Source organism: Chitinophaga sp. MM2321 (assembly GCF_964033635.1).
In the GTDB taxonomy this organism is placed as follows: Bacteria; Bacteroidota; Bacteroidia; order Chitinophagales; family Chitinophagaceae; genus Chitinophaga.
This window is the reverse complement of sequence record NZ_OZ035533.1, coordinates 1027810-1048459: the sequence shown is the minus strand read 5'-3', so window position 1 is coordinate 1048459 and position 20650 is coordinate 1027810. Positions and strand designations below refer to the sequence as shown.

The following is a 20650-nucleotide window of genomic DNA, read 5'->3' as shown; positions in this document are numbered from 1 at the left end:
TAAATTAAAAATACCGCTGGAAATCTATGCTAGTCAGTAACAAGCACTTCACGCCTGTTATAGGCCTCGATATTCATATTGTGATCCTTTTCGGATTCCCGGTACCGCTGCCACACCCATATATCGGGCTGGTAGTAGACCCGATGGATTATGTTCCCTTTATAGGCGCTACCACCAAAGTAAATCATGTACCGCGCGGCAAGAGCGATACCAGCGGCATGCTGGTGTTCCTTTTCCACATCCCCATGGGCGGCCCTTTCCTGCTGGCGCCGATGATAGGGCATGATTCCGTTAACTTTTTCGGCAGCAAAAAAGTAAAAGTAGATGGCAACCTGATGACCCCTTCGGGTCACATGCTGATGACCTGCAATGATATCGGTATACCGCTGTCGCTCACACCGGGCAAGAAAATGATCCCTATCCCCAGTTTATACCTGCCCACTTCTTACTCCATTCCATTATCATTTGGTAAACCCGTGATGGTGGGTGGCCCCTTCGTGCCGGACTGGGCGGGCGTTATTCTCAACCTGCTGATGTCCTACGGATTTGGCGCCGCCATGAAAGGATTGGGTAAAGCCGGAAAAAAACTGGCCACTAAATTCAATCATACTTTAAAGAATAAAATAGGCAGCAACAAACTGAGCAAAGCCCTTTGCAAGAAAGGGTTTGAACCGGTAGACCTGATACAGGGGATTGTGATCTATGACGGAACTGATTTTGAACTGCCCGGTCCCATTCCGTTGAAATGGGAGCGTTCCTGGAATAGTGACAGTCCGTTTAACGGCCTGCTGGGCCATGGCACGCTCCTGCGTTTTGATATGCGCATACAGGAATTTCCGGTGGAAGATGCCACCGTAGTTTTGCTGGAAGATGGCCGCAGCGCCGTATTTGAATCATTACCGTATAATGGCAACAGCGACTACAATCGTCATGAGAAACGACAACTGACCCGCACTAACAGTGATGAATATACGCTGCTTGACTATGACAGCGGGTTAACCCACACTTTCCGTAAACAGCACCCGCAGGATGAGCAATACCGGTTGATCAGCATACAGGATGAAGCCGGTTTTATGATCAGCTTACACTACAATGCACAGGGGCATCTCCTGCGTATCATCGACAGCGCCGGCAGACATTTGCTGATCCGGAGCGATGAGCAGGGCAGGATTACACAGGTAACCGCACAGCATCGCGGGCAACAGCGGTTGCTGGTCAGCTATGCCTACAATGAAGCGGGCGATTTATGTGAGCTAACGGATGCCTTACAGCAAACTACGTATATCCAATACCGTGAGCATCGCATGGTAAAAAAAACAGACCGCAACGGACAGTCATTCTATTGGGAATACGATCATAAAAACCGTTGTACCCATACCTTCGGAGAGGATGGCAGCATGGAAGGCTTCCTGGAATACCACCCGGAAGATGGATACAACACTACCACCAATTCGCAGGGACATACCACCACCTGGTACTATACACCGGATTTTGTGGTATCACAGATCAAAGATCCGGAGGGGAATACTACCTTCTTTACGTATACCGATGAAATGGAAGTATACCGCTACACAGATGCAGAAGGTAACACTACCGGCTATACGTATGATGACAGGGGAAATACCACCGCTGTGGTACAACCAGACGGATCCTCCCCCACCGCTGCTTACAATGAGGCGGGGAAACCCGTGAGTATAGCGGACGCAGAAGGTAACAGCCGCACCTATATTTACGATGCAGATACCGGGTTGCTGCATACCCTCACCCTGGCCGACGGCAGCATGCGCGTATTCCGGTATAATGAAAATAACCTGTTGTGTAAAATAGAAGATGAGCAGGAAAATGAAACACTGCTCACCTACGACGATGATTTTAACCTGGAAGCCGTTACCCTCCCTGATGGCGGAAAAACAACCTGGGAATATGATGCCTGGGGACAATGCCTGCAACTCTGTAATCCGCTGATGGAAGAACAGACGTTCAGATACGATGCCCTTGGCCGTATCACTCATGTACACCTACCCGATGGCAACCAGGTACAACTGCAATACAATGCTTACGATAAAGTAACCACACAGAAAGATAAAAACAAGGAAATCCACTTCCGCTATACGCCGCTGGGCAACCTGAAACAACTGGAAGAAAAAGGCGTTAAAACACATTTCATTTATAACAAGGACGAAGAACTCACTGGCGTTGTAAATGAACATGGCGAAACTTATCGCTTTACCCGCAACAGCACCGGCAGTATCATTGCTGAAACCGGCTTTGATGGCATCACCCGCCACTATGAGCGTGATACAACCGGCAAAATAATAAAGGTGCACCAGCCGGGTGGAAAATGGACAACCTACGAATATAATTACAACGGGCTGATTACAAGAACGGAACACCAGGATGGCAGCTGGGAAACATTCAGCTACAACCGCAACGGCGCACTTACGGAAGCTACCAATGCCCACAGCCATGTACAATTGCAAAGAGATGCGCTGGGACGCATAACGCAGGAATGGCAGAATGGACATTTGGTGACCAGTGAATACGATGTAACAGGTAAACGCACTTCCCTGCAAAGCAGTCTTGGCGCCTCCATTCACACGCAATGGGACAACATGGGCGACCTCACGGGCATACAGGCCGCAACCTCCACCACAACAGCCCCGTGGACCGCACAGATACAGCGCAACTTACTGGGACTGGAAACAACACGCACTTTACCCGGCGATATAAAAAGCAACTGGGTATACCACCCGGGATCAGCCGCGTCCGCGACACCGGACGCCCACACCGTTACCAGCCATGGCAAAACCACGCGCAGCAAGGCGTATCACTGGGACGTCCAACACCGCCTGAAACAAATCATGAATGGCATTACCGGCAGCATGATCAAGTTCGGGCATGACGACTTTGGCAACCTGGCCTGGGCGCAATATGAAGACGGACACTATGATTACCGGACACCCGATAAAGCCGGTAATCTCTATAAAACGCCCACCCGCAACGACCGGAAATATAGCGAAGGAGGACGTTTAACAGCAACAGCCGATACACGCTTCATTTATGACGAAGCCGGAAATCTCACAAAAAAAATTGTTACCTCCTCTTCATTCCCCGTAACCTGGGAATACGAATGGTACAGCAACGGGCTGTTAAAACAGGTACGCCGTCCCGATCAACAGACCGTTACTTTTCAGTATGATGCCCTGGGACGCAGAACAGAAAAGGTTTTCAACGGGCAGCTAACCCGGTTCATATGGAATGGTGATATGCCTTTACATGAGTGGAATTATCCCGTCAAAGATAAACCCACCCTTATCATCGATGAATCTGGCACCATCAGGGAAAGCCATCCGGAACCTGTTCCTCCCGATACCCTCACCACCTGGGTATTTGAAGACGATACTTTTAAAGTGGCAGCTAAAATAACCGGGCAGGAGAAATATACCATCATCACAGATCACGTCGGCACACCCTGTGAAGCATACGATGCGTCAGGTGATAAAGTATGGGCCGCCGAATTGGATATTTATGGGAATGTACGTAAGTTGGAAGGACAGAAAGATTTTGTGCCCTTCCGGTACCAGGGGCAATATGAGGATATAGAAACGGGACTTTATTACAACAGGTTCCGGTATTACAGTGCAACAGATGGGCTATACATAAGCCAGGACCCGATTGGCCTGATGGGAGGAATGCAGCTATATGGATATGTGCCCGACCCCAATAGCTGGATAGACCCATTAGGGTTGAATGCGAAACCGGAAACCGCTGCTGAATTTGAGAAGCGGTTGGCAAAAATGCGGCCCGGAGAAAAACCTATTGCGGCCCGCGGAAAACTAGACAAAGTTGCCAGCAGAAACGGATGGGCAAAAGACCCTAAACTAACCGAAAAAAACGGAAAACGGGTTGTTTATAAGGATGCTGACGGGAAACTCTATTCACAGGACACGCAACACGGAAGATTCGAGTACCTGGATAAAAGAGGAACACACCTTGGTGAATTTGATATCGATGGTAATCAAACAAAAGCAGCAGATAAATCAGGCGGACATAATTTGTGTACATAATAGATTTGATAAATGACAAAAAGTATTAAGCTGATCAACTACACAGAAGAGAACATTGAAAGAGGAATGATCTTAAGGTGTAAGGGCAAAGACCCCTATGAGGAAGTAGTTGATTTTTTGATATGCGAATTATCATCAGATGATGGCTATCAATTAGTGGTATCATCAGGATACAAAGCCGGGCTCGCGTATGTGATTTTGCCCAGGGAATCTGTTCCGGAAGGATTCCGGTTTGGATTGGCTACCGCCTGGCTATTAGCCAACTGGCATATATGGGGTTATATTGATTGCCCGCTGGAAGATGTGTGGCTACTGGAAAACTCCACACCGGCATATCCGGAATAAATTTATAACCTGTTACAGGCGCCGCTTTTTTATGAACGAGAAAAAGCGGTGCTGGTCCAGATGCCCGCATTTTGTTGCAGGTCATCCACCAGTTGCAGCAGTGTTGTGAAGTCCAGATAAAAACCCGCCAGCAATTGCCGGTTGGTAAGCGACTGATGCAAACCGGCTTCAAAATAATCTACCCCATGACTGATACCGATATAGATACGGTTATTATAAAAGGAGATAAAAATATTTGCGGAAGAACGCTCCTGCAAGGCAGTGATCTTTTGCATCAGCACCGGTGTGAGCAATTGCTGCGCGGCCTCCACATCCGGTGAATAGGTCATAAATAATTTATTGAATGCAGCATCGGCAGGTAATACCTTTTTCCCCAGGCTCCACGTTTCGATAAAGCTACTTTCGGCATGGGTTCCTGTCAAGAGCTTGTCCATCATGGTACTACGTGATATAACGTATACGGGTATATTAAAATGACGCGGGAACTGTGCTATAAAATAACTTCCTTCAAACACTACATCTGCACCACGTCCGCGCAGGGTCACCAGTGGCATATGGGTTACTTTAAGATCACAGCACTGGAAATGAAGGTCGCCGGCACGACCGGATATCTGATCGTTGCCGGTAACGCGGTAATCCCTTTTTGCAAACAATCCACTTTCGGTAAACTCCTCCCGGCTCGCATGATTCAGTGGCTGATACGCATATCCGGGGTTGATAAAAGCGATAATGGGTTTTACTATTTTATATTTAAAATCCTGTTGATAATCTATTGCCTGTTGTGCTCCGCGCAGCCGCTTCATAAAATAACGGAGGCCGAAACTTACTATCAGCGCCAACAACACGCCACCCACCAGGTACAGCATGATAACACCGGTGTTGGGAACTGTCTTTGCATCGGCCTCTGTAGCAGGTTTGATCACGAAGAAAAAAAACAGCACTACGGGGAGAATACCTGGCAACCACATCCAGCGAAGCCAGCTGCGGCCCGCGATACGCTGGCTTTCCAGTTGTTGTAGGTCACCGCTCAGGTGTTGATCTGCAAAAGCATTAAATTCTTCCAGTGTTTTCATACTGCTTTAATTATCGGACCAGTTGGCAGAAGGACTGCCACCAATAGTACTGCTGGCAGTGTTGCTGATAAACGCCCGGAATGGCTGCACATTTTCTTCTGACAAGGGTAGTTTATAATTGATCCGGTTTTGCCCTACTATGGTCTGCACATATTCCATGGGAAACAACCTTACCCTGATCAGGCGCAAAGGCAGGATCAGCTTATAGTTTGTATAAGTATGTATCTTATTTACGGGTTCACCTCTTTCCAGTCTGTTTACAAAATCGGCAATCCTGCGGGGTCGCTTCCCTGCCTGTAGCAGCATGATGATATAAGGCACCAGCGGACCTATCGCTATTGCTGCGAACAGAAAATACAGTACAGGCGGCAGCTGCGCGCCGCTGCTGAAAAGGCTGACCGCTACCAGTGCCAGGAAGAGTAAGACGGCTGTTTCCGCCACAATCAGTGCAGTAATGGTTTGCTTCCTGTCTCTTTCATGGATCTCCAGTAATGTTGTCCTAAGCTCCTCCAGGTTTTTCATATGGTTTGCTGTTTAGGAAGACGGGAATAACACACACTACTAAAATAAAGTAAAACTGTCAGAAGACAAAACAGTTATTAGTATGTTGTTACCACCGGAGGATGTGCAAACTCCTGCCAGGCTGCGTCCGCCTCCTCCGGCGTGATATCTCCGTCATATACCATCACACGATATGTAAGCGTATATTCATTTCCGTTAGTAAGCACCCACGGCTTCATACGGATAGGTGAAAAGTTTACCATCAACTCTCCACCTTCCATATCTTCCGGCCAAACACGTAAAGGCTCCGGTGCATCGTAATTGGTAGGAGCGCCCATGATCAGCAAACCGGCTCGCCCTTGGGGCGTGGTACCTGTAATCTTTATCCAGCGCGCCCTGGTACTGTCGGCATCTTTACGGGTTTTGCCTTCCGATGTCAGCACCTGGCTTGTTTTCGCCGTAAAATCGGCCGTTGTACGCAAGCCAAATCCCCCACCATAACGGTATTGCAGCAATGTCACCGCACTATCGGTAGCACAACTGAAAACAGAAGTGAGATCCCACTGGCGGCGGGCACCCTGGCTGGTAGCGGGGTAAGCCTGTACATGCCAGGTTTCATTCAACGCTACTTTTTTAGTACCGTCTTTCATAAAAGCAATATGTTCCTGTTTCGCAGTAAATCCGCACCACACGCCGCCGGAAGTCACCCCCAGCATTTTTGCGAAACGTACCGTTCCTTCTTTCCTCTGCACATTCCAGAAATCAACTTCCTGGCCTTCAAACAACGTGTGGGTCCAGGGATTCCAGATACCCATATGATGCATGTGTGGAACATTCGGAAAAATATTGGTCAGCACAGCGCCATTAGGCGCCCATAAAGGATGAATAAAACCACTGCGGTTATAAAGCGTATCAACGCCTGCAGGTGGCCGCACTGTCTCATAATTATATTGCAGGATGTGTTGTGTATCCTGTTCCAGCACCACGGCGCCGGATTGCAGCACCGCCCGCATCACAGGATGTGCAGATGGCTTGCCGGCTGTATGTTTTAATTCATATTTTCTTATACTGCCTGCGGGTGTATTACCACTCATGATCCACCATACCTCTCCGTCTGCTATAGTAACAGGTACGGGCATACGCTTTTTTCCGATCACTTCTTCCATTACCAGTTGTGCGGTATCAGCCGGGTTATTCAGCCGGTAATGTACAATGCTGTTATGCCTGTTTATATTGCCGGCATTCACTGTATAGCGGGCAATCGTTTGCGCCTGTGCGCCAAAGGCGGAAAACAGCAACAGGAAAAAGCAGGTGTAATGTAGTTTCATAACAGGATCGCAGATTTACTTAAAAATACATTTTCCTTCTCCACTATGCAAGTACCTTGCGTAATACCTGCTTAATATTGTAAAAAGCGGCACGCTAGTTATCCTTTTATTCAATATTTTTGAGGTTATAAGGAGGATACTATGGCAACCCCAATAATAAATATGCTCACGACGAAATTGATAATTACCAACAGGACAGCCCTGCAACAAAAGTATGGTGACAGTCACACCGCTATCCTTGACGACCTGAAAACACTGCAGGCATTTGATACCACCAGGCACCTTGAATCCCAGATCATTTTTGTGGATGATCCCGTGCAAATGCTGGCCTGTCAGGCTACCGCTGTTACCGATGCTACCGATGAAGCACAACACAAAAAAGCCATCGATGAATTATACCGTTTCTTTTCTCCCGGCTATATCCTGCTGATAGGTGCACAGGATATTATACCCTTTCAGCGGTTGAAAAATTTACTTTCGGGAGATAATGATCCGGACAGCCTCATCCCCAGCGATCTACCTTATGCGTGTGATACACCCTACGATACGGATCCGGGTAAATTTATTTCACCTACACGCGTAACGGGCAGGCTGCCAGACATACCGGGTCATAATGATCCTGCATATTTTCATTCGCTGATCCAGGACATCATCAACATGCAACCGCTGCCACAAAGCGAATACAGCACCTATTTTTCTATCAGCACATTCGACTGGCAAAACTCTACACAAAACAGTCTCCAGAATATTTTCGGGAATACTGCCAGCCTGCTTGTCTTCCCGGATAACCCGGCGCTGACCGGCACCAACTGGACACCACAGCAGCTCACCCCGAAAACACATTTCATCAACTGCCACGGCGCTATCAATAACCCCGCATACTACGGTCAGAAGACCGCCAATTTTCCGCTGGCGATGCGTTCCGATAGTATTGTAGATAAAATCAGTCATGGAACAATTGTAGCGGCAGAATGCTGCTACGGCGGACAGCTATTTGACCCGCAGAAGAATGCTGGAAAACTCATGAGCATGGCCAACAGCTACCTGCTCAATCACGCCATCGCATTTATCGGCAGCTCCAATATTGCCTACGGCCCGCCTACCGGGCAGGGACTGGCCGATCTGCTCACGCAGTTCTTCCTGATCAATGTGCTCAGTGGCGCTTCTACCGGCAGGGCCATGCTGGAAGCCCGGCAACGGTTTCTCAACGAAATGGGCCCCACGCTCGACCCCTTTGAACTGAAAACAGCCGCGCAGTTTTATCTCCTGGGAGATCCCTCCCTGCAACCCGTCATCAACGATAAAGATCCCAGTGCAGTGGGCCTCAGTGAACCATTCATCAACACCGTTCAAAACCGCCGCGATAACCTGGAAGCAAGAGGTAAAATGCTGGACGACTTCATCGCCGTACCACGCGCCTCAGAGAACGATCATGCAACCGACTCCACGCTGCAATCCGCCATGCAGGCACTGCTCAGCGAAAAACAGTTCGCAGAAAAATCAATACCCAAAACATTTATAAACCACCGGAGAAGCAACCAACCAACAGCGCCAACAAATGCCGCTGTGCCATCTGTAAAATTTCACGTATTTTCGGAATCATCTCCCAACGGGAATACTACCTCCACTAAAGTGCTCGTAGTAAAAGAAAAAAACAATCAAATACTGGGCTATCGTGAATATGTCAGCAGATAAAAACCACCGGGATGGGAATCCCCATATCATCACCCTTACAGGTAGACTGGTACTGCGTACATTTGGTAAGCATTCCAAGAGTGAACATCTGGGGGTATTCATCGTAACAGACCAGGGGGATTACCTGATACGTCCGGCAGGCGGCAATCCTTTTATGAACAATCCCCTGGCCGCACTCGCCGGCAAAACCATTACCACGGAAGGTTATATTGTAGACTATGTTTTCCTGGCCAAAAGCTGGCAGGAAGCAGATTAACTATTTGATCTCCCCTAAAAAATATACATCCGTCATTTACGCAGTAACTCCGCGCCGATGCCCGGCCTGTTGGCATACAGGATACGGCCGTTCTCGATCTTCACACCATCTGCTGTATCTTCTGCCAGCAGCAACGGACCGTCCATATCCACATAGTCCAGCAGGGGCAACAGGTGCGCCACCGCAGAAGTACCCACTGTGCTTTCATTCATGCTGCCAGTCATCACCTTCATGCCTAAACGTTTTGCTTCCGCTATCATCCGCAGGGCTGGTGTGATACCACCACACTTGGTCAGTTTTATATTGATCCCGTGAAAATGGCCATGACACTTTGCTACATCCTGTTCTACGATGCAGCTTTCATCTGCTATAACGGGCAGGGCTACACTTTTATATACCGTTTTCATACCGTCCCAGTCTGCCGCCGGCATGGGTTGTTCAATAAACTCCACACCCAGTTCCTTCATCGCGATGGCATTGCGTAAGGTTTCATCTACGCCCCACGCACAGTTTGCATCCACCCGGAAAATGGCGCTGGTGTGCTTTCTCAGCTCCCGGATGATGGCAATATCCTCCTGTGTGCCCAGTTTAATTTTATAAATAGGCCAGGGGAATTCCCGCAGTTTATTCACCATATTTTCAATGGTATCGATACCAATCGTATAGTCAGTGAGTGGGTTGCGGGAAATATCCAAGTTCCATACCTCATACAGTTTCTGCTGCCTGGCTTTGGCGTACAGGTCCCATGCAGCCAGGTCGAGCGCACACAAGGCAAACATATTATCCTGTAGCAAAGGGTACAGGTCCTGCCAGAAAGCTGCCGGTGTGGTGAGCGTATAATTTTCGATAAAAGGGCGATGTGAATTAATGGCTTCCATCAGCCGGGGCACCGTCATGTTGTAATAGGAGTTGTCTGCTGTTTCACCAAGGCCGCTGTGGCCGTCCTGCTGCAATTCCACTACCAGTAAGGGTTGTACATCTTTCGATTTCCGGGAGATAGTGAAAGTATATCGGAATTTCAGTTCAAAAGGATAAAGTATTAGTTTCATTTTATGATAATTGTACATCAGGAAGGAATCATTCCTTTCATTATTCTGTATCTCCAATAATACGCTTTTACCGCCGGCACATTAATCCTTTCTTCATCCGGATGTTGTGCCGGTATATGGCCTGCTGCTGCGAGTAAATCCTGTATTTGAAATATACGCCACATGGCGTTAGCATGCAAGTGTTGTTGTATGATCTCCCTGATCAGCGTTGCATCTGCCTGTACAGGAGCAGGGGTATGGTGTTGCAGCACCTGCCGGTAATATTTTTGGGAGATGCCTGCATTTTCCAGCCACCAGCCACGGAGTGTACTCATATCATGGGTGGATGGCGTTAAAACAGACAGGTATGGCGCCTGGGAGATGTTGGCAAATGTAGCACCCGGCTCTTTGGGCATCCGCTGGATCTCCAGGCTTAGAATGCCCTGCGCTTTCATCACACCGGGTACACAATGCGGTACCATGCCCAGGTCTTCACCACATATCAGCATACGGGTAGCGCGTTTTATGACCGGGAGCTTGTGCATGGCTTCTTTTCGCCAGCAACGTTCCTGCCGTACATAAAAATAATGATGGTACAAGGTTGATAATTTCTCCTGTGTATCGTTATCCAACGCAGCAAAGGAGGCGGTAGCGGCCAGGTCGTAACGGGGGTGGTATATAGTTCTGCCCTTGTCAGTTACCTTTATCAGGAGTACGTCCGCAATCAGGTTATAGAGCGCCGTTTCCACCGCTTCCGGCAGTTGCAGCGCCTGTACTTTACGTTGGGTATCAAATGCCGGCAGCAACTTGTAGCACCCGTCACCAGCAGGTTCCAGGTAGGTTGTTTTCATGATGCCCGCATAATTTCCGAAGGCTTTTTCCAGCACTTCCTGCGTAATCCAGGGCCTGCAATATCTTTCTTCTTCAAAATCAATCCCGCGTTGCAGCATTTCTTCCCGGCTAACGGGAATGGCTGGATGAAAATATCCCAGTAGGCCCTGTACAGCGTCTTCGGGTATTTGCCAGATACGAAAGAAGCCCAGGATATGATCGATGCGGAAGGCGTCAAAATAAGCAGACATATGCCGGAGGCGCTCCTGCCACCAGTCGTAACCGTCTGCAGCCATCAGCTTCCAGTTATAGGTGGGAAATCCCCAGTTCTGCCCCTGCGTGGTGAAAGCATCCGGTGGGGCGCCTGCCTGCATGTCCAGGTGATATAGCTGTGGATTCATCCATGCATCCACACTGTAGCGGGCAACGCCGATAGGAATATCCCCTTTCAGTGCAATACCGCAACGGTGTACCGCTTCCACAGCATCTTTCAGTTGCAGGTGCAGGTGGTATTGTACAAAAAAATGATAGTGCGCTGCTTCCGCAGCTTTGGCATCTGTTATCACCAACCGGTTTATATCCGTATAATCGTATACGTTATACTCCGGCCATTCCGGATATACGCAGGTTTTATAGGTATCCCGCAGGTAACAGAATATCGCATACGGCAGCAGCCAGTGCTCATTGGCAGCAAACCACTGCCAGTAAGCGCGTGTTTGCAGCTGCTCTCCCCCCGCATCATATAAGGCTTTGAGATAGGCCAGCTTAAAGGAAAGCACGGCTTCATAGTCCACGGCATCCATTTCGTTGAGCCGTTCCCGTAATGAATCAAATTGTCGTTGCAGCGGATGCGTATCAGGAAGCCTCCCTACCAGTTGCAACCGGATGTACTGCGGGTGCAGGGCAAAGGAAGAGATAGCGGAATATGGATAAGAATCCCGCCACGAATAAGTACTGATCGTATCATTGACCGGCAGCACCTGGATGAGCTGTAGCCCTTGTTGCTGCGCCCATTCCGCCAGCCGGGGCAGGTCGGCAAATTCACCGGTACCAAATCCTTCATCGCTGCGCAGACTAAAAACCGGTACCGATACACCAGCGCCTTTCCATTGAGGATATTCCGTCCGCATAAAGCCATCATGCCGGATCACCTGTTGCCCGGTTACAGCAACAGTTGGCAGCTCCCGGTTATCCCCTGTTTCGTATTGCAGGAATGCTTTGGTAGCAAGATCCCAGATACCGTATTTATATTGCAACGGTATGTCCTGTACAGCTAACACCAGCGCAGCGGTAAACCAACCCTGGGCATCATATTCCATCAGCAGCGGCTGTGTGGTATCCCAACCGCCCAGTTGCGGGGCGCCGCCCAGCAGGCATACGGTCTGACTGGCGGGCAACAGGGGCGCCTGCACCCGGAATATATGCGTTGCCGTTAGGGTGCCTTCAATAGTGGCAGCGGGTCGCTGAAAAAAAACGCGGGTAAAAGGAGCGGTCAGCCACGCATGCTGTACCTGCGTGGGGGCATTCCAGGTGTCAGTGAAGATCAGCTCCTGGTGTTGTCCCGGAGTGATCCGGATCTCTCTCACGCTACCTTCATATTCCACTTCTTCCAGCTCTCTTAAAATATATTGGTATTGTAATGTAAAGGTATCGGCGGCAGCCAGTTGGATCTCTGTATACCACCATTCTTCGTTGAGCCACCGGAGTGGGTGTGCGTGTTGTGGCACGTCGTTACCCAACGCAGGTATGTTTCCGAGCAGGTACAGTTCCTGCCCGTGGTAAGTATGATAACGAAGATAAAACCGGATTTTCTGCTGCATCTGAACCCTGCTATATCAGAACAAATTAAGAAATAAACCAATAATACCGGCAACAAAAAAGCCTCCTGATATGAATCAGGAGGCTTTTGTTTATGAGTAGCTTAACTATTTCACTTCTTCAAATTCCGCGTCAGTTACGCCATCGTTAGCAGCACCTGGCTGGCCCTGTTGCTGGCCTGCATTTGCCTGTGCACCTTCGGGCTGACCCTGGGTGGCCTTGTACAGCTCTTCAGAAGCAGCAGTCCAGGCAGCTTCCAGTTCTGCAGTTGCAGTATCCAGTTGTGCGCTATCCTGAGATTTATGTGCTTCTCTCAGCTTGTTAAGGGCTGTTTCGATGGTTGCTTTTTTATCAGCAGGTAATTTCTCACCATATTCTTTGATCTGTTTTTCAGTCTGGAATATGAGGCTATCTGCTTTATTCAGCTTTTCGATCTGTTCGCGTTGTTCTTTATCGGATGATTCGTTTGCTTTCGCTTCCGCTTTCATCTTTTCGATTTCTTCTTTGCTCAAACCGCTACCAGCTTCGATCTTGATGTTCTGTGTTTTACCGGTGCCTTTATCCTTTGCAGTTACGTGCAGGATACCGTTGGCATCGATATCGAAGATCACTTCGATCTGTGGAACACCACGTGGAGCCGGAGGAATATCACCTAAAATGAAACGTCCCAGTGTTCTGTTCTGAGCAGCCATTGGCCTTTCACCTTGCAGTACATGGATTTCTACGCTAGGCTGACTATCAGCTGCTGTAGAGAATGTTTCTGATTTTTTGGTTGGGATCGTGGTATTGGATTCGATCAGTTTGGTCATTACACCACCCATTGTTTCGATACCGAGAGACAGTGGCGTAACGTCCAGTAACAGTACGTCCTTCACTTCTCCTGTTAATACACCACCCTGAATCGCAGCACCTAAAGCCACTACTTCATCCGGGTTTACACCCCTGTTTGGTTTCTTTCCGAAAAATTTCTCTACTACTTCCTGAATTTTAGGAATACGGGTAGAACCACCCACCAGGATAATTTCGTCGATTTCGGAAGTATTCATTCCGGCATCTTTCAGTGCTTTACGGCAAGGCTCCAGTGTTCTTTCCACCAGGCTGTCGCTCAACTGCTCAAATTTTGCGCGGGTTAATTTTTTCACCAGGTGTTTAGGAACGCCATCCACCGCTGTGATATAAGGAAGATTGATTTCTGTTTCTGAAGAAGATGACAATTCAATCTTGGCTTTTTCTGAAGCTTCCTTCAAACGCTGCCATGACATTGGATCTTTATGTAAATCTACTGCTTCGTCTTTCTTGAATTCATCTGCCAGCCAGTCCATGATCACTTTATCAAAGTCATCACCACCCAGGTGGGTATCACCATTGGTAGATTTTACTTCAAAAACGCCATCACCTAATTCCAGGATAGAGATATCAAATGTACCACCACCCAGGTCAAATACAGCGATTTTGCTGTCGTGATGCTTTTTATCCATACCATAAGCCAGTGCCGCAGCAGTAGGCTCATTTATAATACGGCGTACGGTTAAGCCGGCGATTTCACCTGCTTCTTTGGTAGCCTGACGTTGTGCATCGTTAAAGTAAGCCGGTACGGTGATCACCGCTTCCGTCACTTCCTGGCCTAAGTAATCTTCAGCCGTTTTCTTCATTTTCTGCAGGGTCATCGCAGAAATTTCCTGCGGCGTATAGTATCTGCCGTCAATATCTACACGCGTGGTGTTGTTGTCACCGCGCACCACTTTGTAGGACACGTGATCGATTTCACTGGACACTTCGTCAAAATGACGGCCCATAAAACGCTTCACTGACATAATGGTATTAACGGGGTTGGTTATAGCCTGACGCTTTGCAGGGTCACCTACTTTCCTTTCTCCGTTTTTCAAAAATGCCACTACAGATGGGGTTGTTCTTCTTCCCTCATCATTGGCAATCACCACCGGTTCGTTACCTTCCATAACGGCAACGCATGAATTGGTAGTTCCTAAGTCAATGCCTATTATTTTTCCCATAGTATTAAGATTCTCCTTTAGTTGTAAGTAAAAGTCGTATTTGTCTTACGTTTGTCAATGATTATGCCAAGCAAAAAAATATGAAATTATGTCAGTCAGGTGCCCTATATTTGATTCAGATATACTTTTAACGTACGGATCTTCTGGTTTTGTCATGCTACCCAAACCCTCAAATCTCAAAATCCGTCCATACGTAAAACAGTAAATACGTAAACAACACATCGTTCTTAACCTTCGCCCACCTTTTACAGCTATTCATTCCTGACCTCATCATTTACATTTTATCAGTCTAAGCAAATTGTGCAACCTAACCGTTATTTTATGAACAAATCCATTCTCTGGCAAGCTACATGCTTGCTCATGGCCGCCCTGCCCCTGACCGGCAATGCCCAGGACTTACCAGCTGCTACCCCCGCATCCTCCAACGTGCAGCTTTTTAACGGACCCAAAGACTTTAAAACATGGTCCATTGGCGTTAATGGTGGCGTATTGGCACCCGTTGCTCCCACTGGTGGCAGTAACGACTTCTCCAAATGGAAAGGATCAGCCGGGTATGGCGGCTATGTAAAATACCAGATCCTTCATTTCCTGGCCCTGCGGGCAGACTATGTAGGCGGAAAATTGCAGGCCGACAACAGCAAAGCCCTCGGCAATGGGTCGATGCCTGTCAGCCCCTACGAATCATATGAAACCAAATTAAAATGGTCCGGTACCCTGAATGCCGTGTTTAATATTACAACTGTCAACTGGTTGTTCCGCAAAAACTTCGTACTGCTGTATGGCTCTGTGGGCGGCGGTTTAGCCGGATATAGCCCTACCCTGACACCAACAGGAGGAGGCAGCACCTTCGATTATAAAGCCGATGGAAAGAGTATTAAAGAGCTGATCATTCCCGTTGGTGCAGGACTGAAATTCAGGCTCTCTGAATTTATAAACCTCGATCTGGGCTACACCATGTACTACACCGATGGTGACAACCTGGACGGTTATCCTAAACCCCCAAACAAGGATAAATACTCTTACGGCTACGCCGGACTGGAATTCGCATTAGGCACGAAAGGCAAGCCGCAACTGCAATGGCATAACCCTGCCGCTGCCACCTATGACGAGCTGGAAGCACAGAAAAAGGCTTTAAACACCGCATTGGACGCTGCCAATCAGAACAATGCCAGGTTGGCTGCTGATGTGGATAAACTGACAAAAGACAGCGATGGCGACGGTGTTTCCGACTTCTTCGATAAATGCCCCGGCACACCTGACAGTGCAAAAGTAGATGGCTCCGGATGTCCGCTGCCAGTTCCGGTAGTTCAAAAAGAAGAAAAAGTGGTGATCACAGAAGAAGATACCCGCATCGTGAAAGAAGCCATTCAGAACCTGGAATTCGACTTCGCCAAATCCAGCATCAAACCACATTCCTATGCGGCGCTGGACCGGGTAGCCGATCTCCTGAAACGCAAAAACCTCAATCTCAAACTGAGCGGACATACTGACAACGTAGGCAGCAAGGAACGTAACCTCGCCCTGTCAAGAGAAAGAGCCGAATCTGTAAAACAATACCTCGTGGAAAAAGGCGTAAACGCCTCCAAGATAGAAGCCGTAGGTTATGGCATGACACAACCTATCGCCAGCAACAAAACAGCTGCCGGCAGACAGAAAAACCGGAGAGTGGAGTTCACTATTTTTTAGGGGCCTTCAATAATATTTAGGGATTTATTGATTTACGTATTTAGGAATTTGAAATGCAGCGGAGATCTGGTATTGATCATTTCCGCTGCATTTCAAATTCCTAAATACGTAAATCAATAAATCCCTAAATTATTTCTGGAATCATCTATCCTTTATCTATACTATCTTTGCCCCTCGATTAATCATTTTTCAGCATGAGTGTTGTACAATCTATCAGAACGGCTGCCGCAGCCGCCATCAAATCACTTTACGATCAACAGGTAGCAGAAACAGATATTTCCATCAATATTACCAAACCTGAGTTCGAAGGCGAATATACCATAGTCGTTTTCTCTTTCACAAAATTCAGCCGGCAAAAACCGGAAGAAACCGCACAACGCATCGGCGAATACCTCGTCACCCACCACCCGGAACTGATTGCAGGATACAACGTAGTAAAAGGTTTCCTCAATCTCGGTATCAATAATACTTACTGGACACAGTTCCTGCAACAACATTATGCTAACGTAAACATAGGTATCCAACCCGCCAATGGCAAAAAAGTAATGGTGGAGTATTCCTCTCCCAATACCAACAAGCCTTTGCACCTGGGGCACCTGCGTAATAACTTCCTCGGATATTCCGTCTCGGAAATTTTGAAAGCCAACGGATATGAAGTCATCAAAGCCAACCTGGTAAATGACCGCGGTATCCACATCTGTAAATCGATGCTGGCCTGGCAGATCTTTGCGCATGGCGACACGCCGGAATCCAGTGGTATCAAAGGTGATCACCTCGTAGGTGACTACTACGTAAAATTTGAATCCGTACTGAAAGAACAAGCGGAACCCATCATAGACCGTGCATTGGAAAACGATTTCCAGGATTTTGAAAGCACAGAAATAGAAAAGCTGGAGAAGCTGGTAAATGCACTCCACAAGCCGGAAGTAAAAGCCGACAAAGAGAAATCTGCCAAGATTATGGATGACATCAAAGAGATGTCGCGTAACAGGGCCGAAATCATGCAACAGGCTAAAAGCATGTTGCAGCAGTGGGAAGCAGGTAACCCGGAAGTGCGTGAACTGTGGGCTACGATGAATAGCTGGGTATACAAAGGCTTTGATGAAACCTATAAGCGCCTGGGCATCGACTTCGATAAAATGTACTACGAAAGCGAAACCTATCTGCTGGGTAAAGACCTGGTAACAGAAGGATTGCAGAAAGGAGTACTGTTTAAAAAAGAAGATAATTCTGTATGGATAGACCTCACTGCCGATGGCCTGGATGAAAAGCTCCTGCTTCGTGGCGATGGCACCTCCGTATACATGACACAGGACCTGGGTACAGCGCGTTTGAAATACGAGGACTACCACATGGATCAGAGTATCTATATCGTGGCAGATGAACAGAACTATCACTTCAAGGTGTTGCAATTGATTTTGCAAAAGCTCGGGGAACCTTCTGCACCGGGCATCTTCCATCTCAGCTATGGCATGGTGGAATTACCACATGGCCGCATGAAAAGCCGGGAAGGCACCGTAGTGGATGCGGATGATATGATTGTGGAGATGGTTGTCACTGCCGAAGAAAAATCAGCGGCAGCCGGTAAAAAACATGCCGATTTTGCGGCAGACGAACTGGCAGCGTTGTATGAAACAATTGGCCTGGGTGCCATGAAGTTTTTCCTGCTGCGGGTAGATCCTAAGAAGAGAATGATCTTCAATCCGGAAGAGTCTATCGATTTACATGGATTTACAGCCACCTTTATTCAATATGCCCACGCGCGTATAAAATCTATTCTCCGCGATGCAGGTTCGGTAGCGGAGCTGCACAACTTCCATTATAGCGGCGATCTGTTGCCGCTGGAGAAACAACTGATTGTGCTGAACGAACAGTTTCCGGGCGTACTGGCAGAAGCCGGCCGTGAAATGAATCCGTCTGTTATTGCCAGTTATATATTCCAGTTGGCGCAGTTGTTCAACTCTTTCTACGCAGAAAAAGTTGATGGTGTGCCCACGCATTCCATTATAAAAGCGGAAAGTGAAGAGAAGAAAAAATTACGGTTACAATTGATCATGCTTACAGCACATACTATTGCGCAGGGCATGAAAATGCTGGGGATCAGGGTACCGGAGCGCATGTAATAAAACGTTCACCCAAAGAAGTAAAAAAGCAAAGATGGCAAAGGATTCTATCCCGCCATCTTTGCTTTTTTTGTTAATAAAAAAACGCTGCGGACCTGATGGTCCCGCAGCGTTAGCAGCTTGCAGCCGCCGTGGCCGAAACTGCTGAAGAAAATACCACAGTAAGCAGCGCAGCGAAAAAGGAGCTTGCCTATCCTTTATGCGCTGTTTTATATCCCTCTACACTGTGGCAAATATTATCTGTACAAAATTGTCTTGTTCTATGCTATCAGTTACTTTATGTTTGTCTTATCAAGGCCCAGGGACAGGGCTTTATCGCACAGGGCGCCGCCTTTCACTTCCTCACCATTACCTATATACGATTTTCCAAGCATAAACATAACAAAAGCATTTGTAGGTTGCAAATACAATACTTGTTCATATTGTAAGGAGGCTTCCTTAAAATTGCCTTTGTCGTACCAGGCACGTGCCAGGTTATACATGATCTGTTCATCACGGGGATTGATAGCCTGTGCTTTACACAAATAATCAATGCCTTTATCTGTTTGCTGTAACCGCAACCAGGTGACGCCTGTATTCAATAAAAACAGTGCATCCTGTTTGTAACCCAGTGCTGCGGCCTTTTCAAAAGAAGTGGCTGCAGCAGAAAAGTCTGCTGTATTAAAAAACATCATGCCCAATTCATACCAGGCATTCGTGTGTGTGCTGTCTATTACGAGGTCCTCCCTGTAATAGTGTATGCTTGCCCGGTAGTCGCCCAGTTGTGCATAAATTTGCGCCAGCTGGTAAGGAATGAGCTGATTGTCCGGCTCTTCATTTCTGGCCTGCTGTAAGGCTTCTAATGCATTTTCATATTGATGAAGATGATAAAAGCTCAATCCTATCAGGCGGCTCACCATTTCCGCACCCAGTTGCTGTGCCTTGCGGCTGTACAACAAAGCAGCTTCATATGATTTCCTGTCAAAGTAAATATCTCCCAGTTCACTATACGCAGCAGTAAAACTGCTATCGGCGCTGATGGCTGCCACAAAGCGTTGCAGCGCGGCCTCCTGGTTGCCTGATTTTTTGAAGGCCATGCCTTCTTTATAAAGATCACGGGCTTTATCATGTACAACAGGAACAGGATGCGCCAAAACGGTGTTGACGGCAATTCCAAGCATCAGTAGGTGAATACACAGGATAAGTCGACGGGTCATTTGAACGGTGGCGGTTTTCAGCTTCCGGACAAATATAAATATTTATTTATTTTTATATTTATTTATTTTACTATTTAGATAAAATAGTTAGGTATTCATGGCATTACCGGAGAAAGAGAGCGGCAACAGATCGTTGGCACGGCTGATGACAAACACCTGACCGCTGAGGCCACCCAGGATCAGCCTGATCGGCGTTTGTTGCTTCATTTCATATTCTGCCAGGGCCTGACGGCACATACCACAGGGAGATATGGGGTGGGTACTGGTACCATTGAGATTATGATAGCTGATGGCAATGGTATCGATAGGTATATCCGGATACACAGATGCCGCGGAAGCCAGGGCTACTCTTTCTGCACATAACCCGATAGGAAAAGACGCATTCTCCTGGTTAGAGCCGGCTATAATCTCCCCATTCGCCAGCTTGATCACTGCACCTACCTGGAAGCGGGAATAAGGCGCATAGGCATGCTGCGTTACCTCACGTGCTTCCTTCAACAACCAGGAATCAGTATCTTCCAGACCGTTAATATCATTGTATACCAGGTATTCGAAATGTTGGAGTTGTTTTTCCATATTAGCAAACATCTAGGGTGCTGTACGCATCATCATTACCAGGGGGCTGCAGTGGGGTAAAGACAACTACGGACCGGCAATATGCCAGTCCGTAATTTACTTTAAATTATATTTC

General features: G+C 47.7%; 14 protein-coding genes. 6 read left to right on the top strand and 8 right to left on the bottom strand.

Annotated features, from left to right (window positions below; all coding sequences use genetic code 11):
* Positions 1–26: 26 nt before the first annotated feature.
* The gene (locus ABQ275_RS03955; RefSeq protein WP_349316972.1) at positions 27–4067 is read left to right on the top strand and encodes an RHS repeat-associated core domain-containing protein; all 4041 of its coding nucleotides are present in this window, start codon (positions 27–29) and stop codon (positions 4065–4067) included.
* A gap of 12 nt (positions 4068–4079) precedes the next feature.
* Positions 4080–4412 (top strand): Imm45 family immunity protein, encoded by a 333-nt coding sequence (gene imm45, locus ABQ275_RS03950; RefSeq protein ID WP_349316971.1) that lies wholly within the window; start codon positions 4080–4082, stop codon positions 4410–4412.
* A 29-nt stretch (positions 4413–4441) separates the two neighbouring features.
* On the opposite strand, the gene ABQ275_RS03945 is transcribed toward imm45, so the two are convergent.
* The 3 genes from ABQ275_RS03945 to ABQ275_RS03935 form a co-directional block, all read right to left on the bottom strand.
* Positions 4442–5485, bottom strand: coding sequence for a DUF3137 domain-containing protein (locus ABQ275_RS03945; protein ID WP_349316970.1), 1044 nt, complete (start codon positions 5483–5485; stop codon positions 4442–4444).
* Positions 5486–5491: 6 nt separating this feature from the next.
* Entirely contained in the window at positions 5492–6007 is a 516-nt protein-coding gene (locus ABQ275_RS03940; protein WP_349316969.1) for a hypothetical protein, read from the bottom strand.
* A gap of 77 nt (positions 6008–6084) precedes the next feature.
* Positions 6085–7314, bottom strand: a complete 1230-nt coding sequence (locus tag ABQ275_RS03935; RefSeq protein ID WP_349316968.1) for a PmoA family protein — start codon at positions 7312–7314, stop codon at positions 6085–6087.
* Between the two features lie 141 nt (positions 7315–7455).
* Between ABQ275_RS03935 and ABQ275_RS03930 the strand changes: the two genes are divergently transcribed.
* Together ABQ275_RS03930 and ABQ275_RS03925 are read left to right on the top strand one after the other, a co-directional pair.
* Complete coding sequence (locus ABQ275_RS03930; RefSeq protein WP_349316967.1) at positions 7456–9009, top strand: hypothetical protein; 1554 nt, start codon at positions 7456–7458, stop codon at positions 9007–9009.
* Positions 8996–9265, top strand: coding sequence for a hypothetical protein (locus ABQ275_RS03925; RefSeq protein ID WP_349316966.1), 270 nt, complete (start codon positions 8996–8998; stop codon positions 9263–9265). Before ABQ275_RS03930 ends, ABQ275_RS03925 begins: the two co-directional genes overlap by 14 nt.
* 32 nt (positions 9266–9297) lie before the next feature.
* Here the strand turns inward: ABQ275_RS03925 and ABQ275_RS03920 are convergent, their stop codons facing one another.
* From ABQ275_RS03920 to dnaK, 3 genes are all read right to left on the bottom strand, one after another.
* The gene (locus ABQ275_RS03920; RefSeq protein WP_349316965.1) at positions 9298–10314 is read right to left on the bottom strand and encodes a dipeptide epimerase; all 1017 of its coding nucleotides are present in this window, start codon (positions 10312–10314) and stop codon (positions 9298–9300) included.
* 17 nt (positions 10315–10331) lie between these two features.
* A complete protein-coding gene (locus ABQ275_RS03915; protein WP_349316964.1) occupies positions 10332–12944 on the bottom strand; it encodes a 4-alpha-glucanotransferase in 2613 nt (870 codons plus the stop codon).
* A gap of 105 nt (positions 12945–13049) precedes the next feature.
* Positions 13050–14954, bottom strand: a complete 1905-nt coding sequence (gene dnaK / locus ABQ275_RS03910) for a molecular chaperone DnaK (protein WP_349316963.1) — start codon at positions 14952–14954, stop codon at positions 13050–13052.
* A 321-nt stretch (positions 14955–15275) separates the two neighbouring features.
* On the opposite strand from dnaK, the gene ABQ275_RS03905 reads away from it, so the two are divergent.
* Together ABQ275_RS03905 and argS are read left to right on the top strand one after the other, a co-directional pair.
* The gene (locus tag ABQ275_RS03905; protein WP_349316962.1) at positions 15276–16640 is read left to right on the top strand and encodes an OmpA family protein; all 1365 of its coding nucleotides are present in this window, start codon (positions 15276–15278) and stop codon (positions 16638–16640) included.
* A 194-nt stretch (positions 16641–16834) separates the two neighbouring features.
* Positions 16835–18763, top strand: a complete 1929-nt coding sequence (gene argS / locus ABQ275_RS03900; protein WP_349316961.1) for an arginine--tRNA ligase — start codon at positions 16835–16837, stop codon at positions 18761–18763.
* A gap of 272 nt (positions 18764–19035) precedes the next feature.
* Here the strand turns inward: argS and ABQ275_RS03895 are convergent, their stop codons facing one another.
* Together ABQ275_RS03895 and ABQ275_RS03890 are read right to left on the bottom strand one after the other, a co-directional pair.
* Positions 19036–19959 carry a tetratricopeptide repeat protein gene (locus ABQ275_RS03895; RefSeq protein ID WP_349316960.1) on the bottom strand — a complete coding sequence of 308 codons (924 nt, stop codon included), beginning with the start codon at positions 19957–19959 and terminating at the stop codon, positions 19036–19038.
* Between the two features lie 87 nt (positions 19960–20046).
* Positions 20047–20535, bottom strand: coding sequence for a cytidine deaminase (locus ABQ275_RS03890; protein ID WP_349316959.1), 489 nt, complete (start codon positions 20533–20535; stop codon positions 20047–20049).
* Positions 20536–20650: the final 115 nt, after the last annotated feature.

Excerpts from the sequence above, each read along its gene's own strand:
- ABQ275_RS03930 (WP_349316967.1), top strand. The coding sequence starts at position 7,456 with ATGGCAACCCCAATAATAAATATGCTCACGACGAAATTGATAATTACC.
- ABQ275_RS03915 (WP_349316964.1), bottom strand. The coding sequence starts at position 12,944 with ATGCAGCAGAAAATCCGGTTTTATCTTCGTTATCATACTTACCACGGG.
- ABQ275_RS03945 (WP_349316970.1), bottom strand. The coding sequence starts at position 5,485 with ATGAAAACACTGGAAGAATTTAATGCTTTTGCAGATCAACACCTGAGC.
- ABQ275_RS03895 (WP_349316960.1), bottom strand. The coding sequence starts at position 19,959 with ATGACCCGTCGACTTATCCTGTGTATTCACCTACTGATGCTTGGAATT.
- ABQ275_RS03935 (WP_349316968.1), bottom strand. The coding sequence starts at position 7,314 with ATGAAACTACATTACACCTGCTTTTTCCTGTTGCTGTTTTCCGCCTTT.
- ABQ275_RS03940 (WP_349316969.1), bottom strand. The coding sequence starts at position 6,007 with ATGAAAAACCTGGAGGAGCTTAGGACAACATTACTGGAGATCCATGAA.
- ABQ275_RS03905 (WP_349316962.1), top strand. The coding sequence starts at position 15,276 with ATGAACAAATCCATTCTCTGGCAAGCTACATGCTTGCTCATGGCCGCC.
- ABQ275_RS03925 (WP_349316966.1), top strand. The coding sequence starts at position 8,996 with ATGTCAGCAGATAAAAACCACCGGGATGGGAATCCCCATATCATCACC.
- dnaK (WP_349316963.1), bottom strand. The coding sequence starts at position 14,954 with ATGGGAAAAATAATAGGCATTGACTTAGGAACTACCAATTCATGCGTT.
- ABQ275_RS03920 (WP_349316965.1), bottom strand. The coding sequence starts at position 10,314 with ATGAAACTAATACTTTATCCTTTTGAACTGAAATTCCGATATACTTTC.
- ABQ275_RS03890 (WP_349316959.1), bottom strand. The coding sequence starts at position 20,535 with ATGGAAAAACAACTCCAACATTTCGAATACCTGGTATACAATGATATT.
- imm45 (WP_349316971.1), top strand. The coding sequence starts at position 4,080 with ATGACAAAAAGTATTAAGCTGATCAACTACACAGAAGAGAACATTGAA.
- ABQ275_RS03955 (WP_349316972.1), top strand. The coding sequence starts at position 27 with ATGCTAGTCAGTAACAAGCACTTCACGCCTGTTATAGGCCTCGATATT.
- argS (WP_349316961.1), top strand. The coding sequence starts at position 16,835 with ATGAGTGTTGTACAATCTATCAGAACGGCTGCCGCAGCCGCCATCAAA.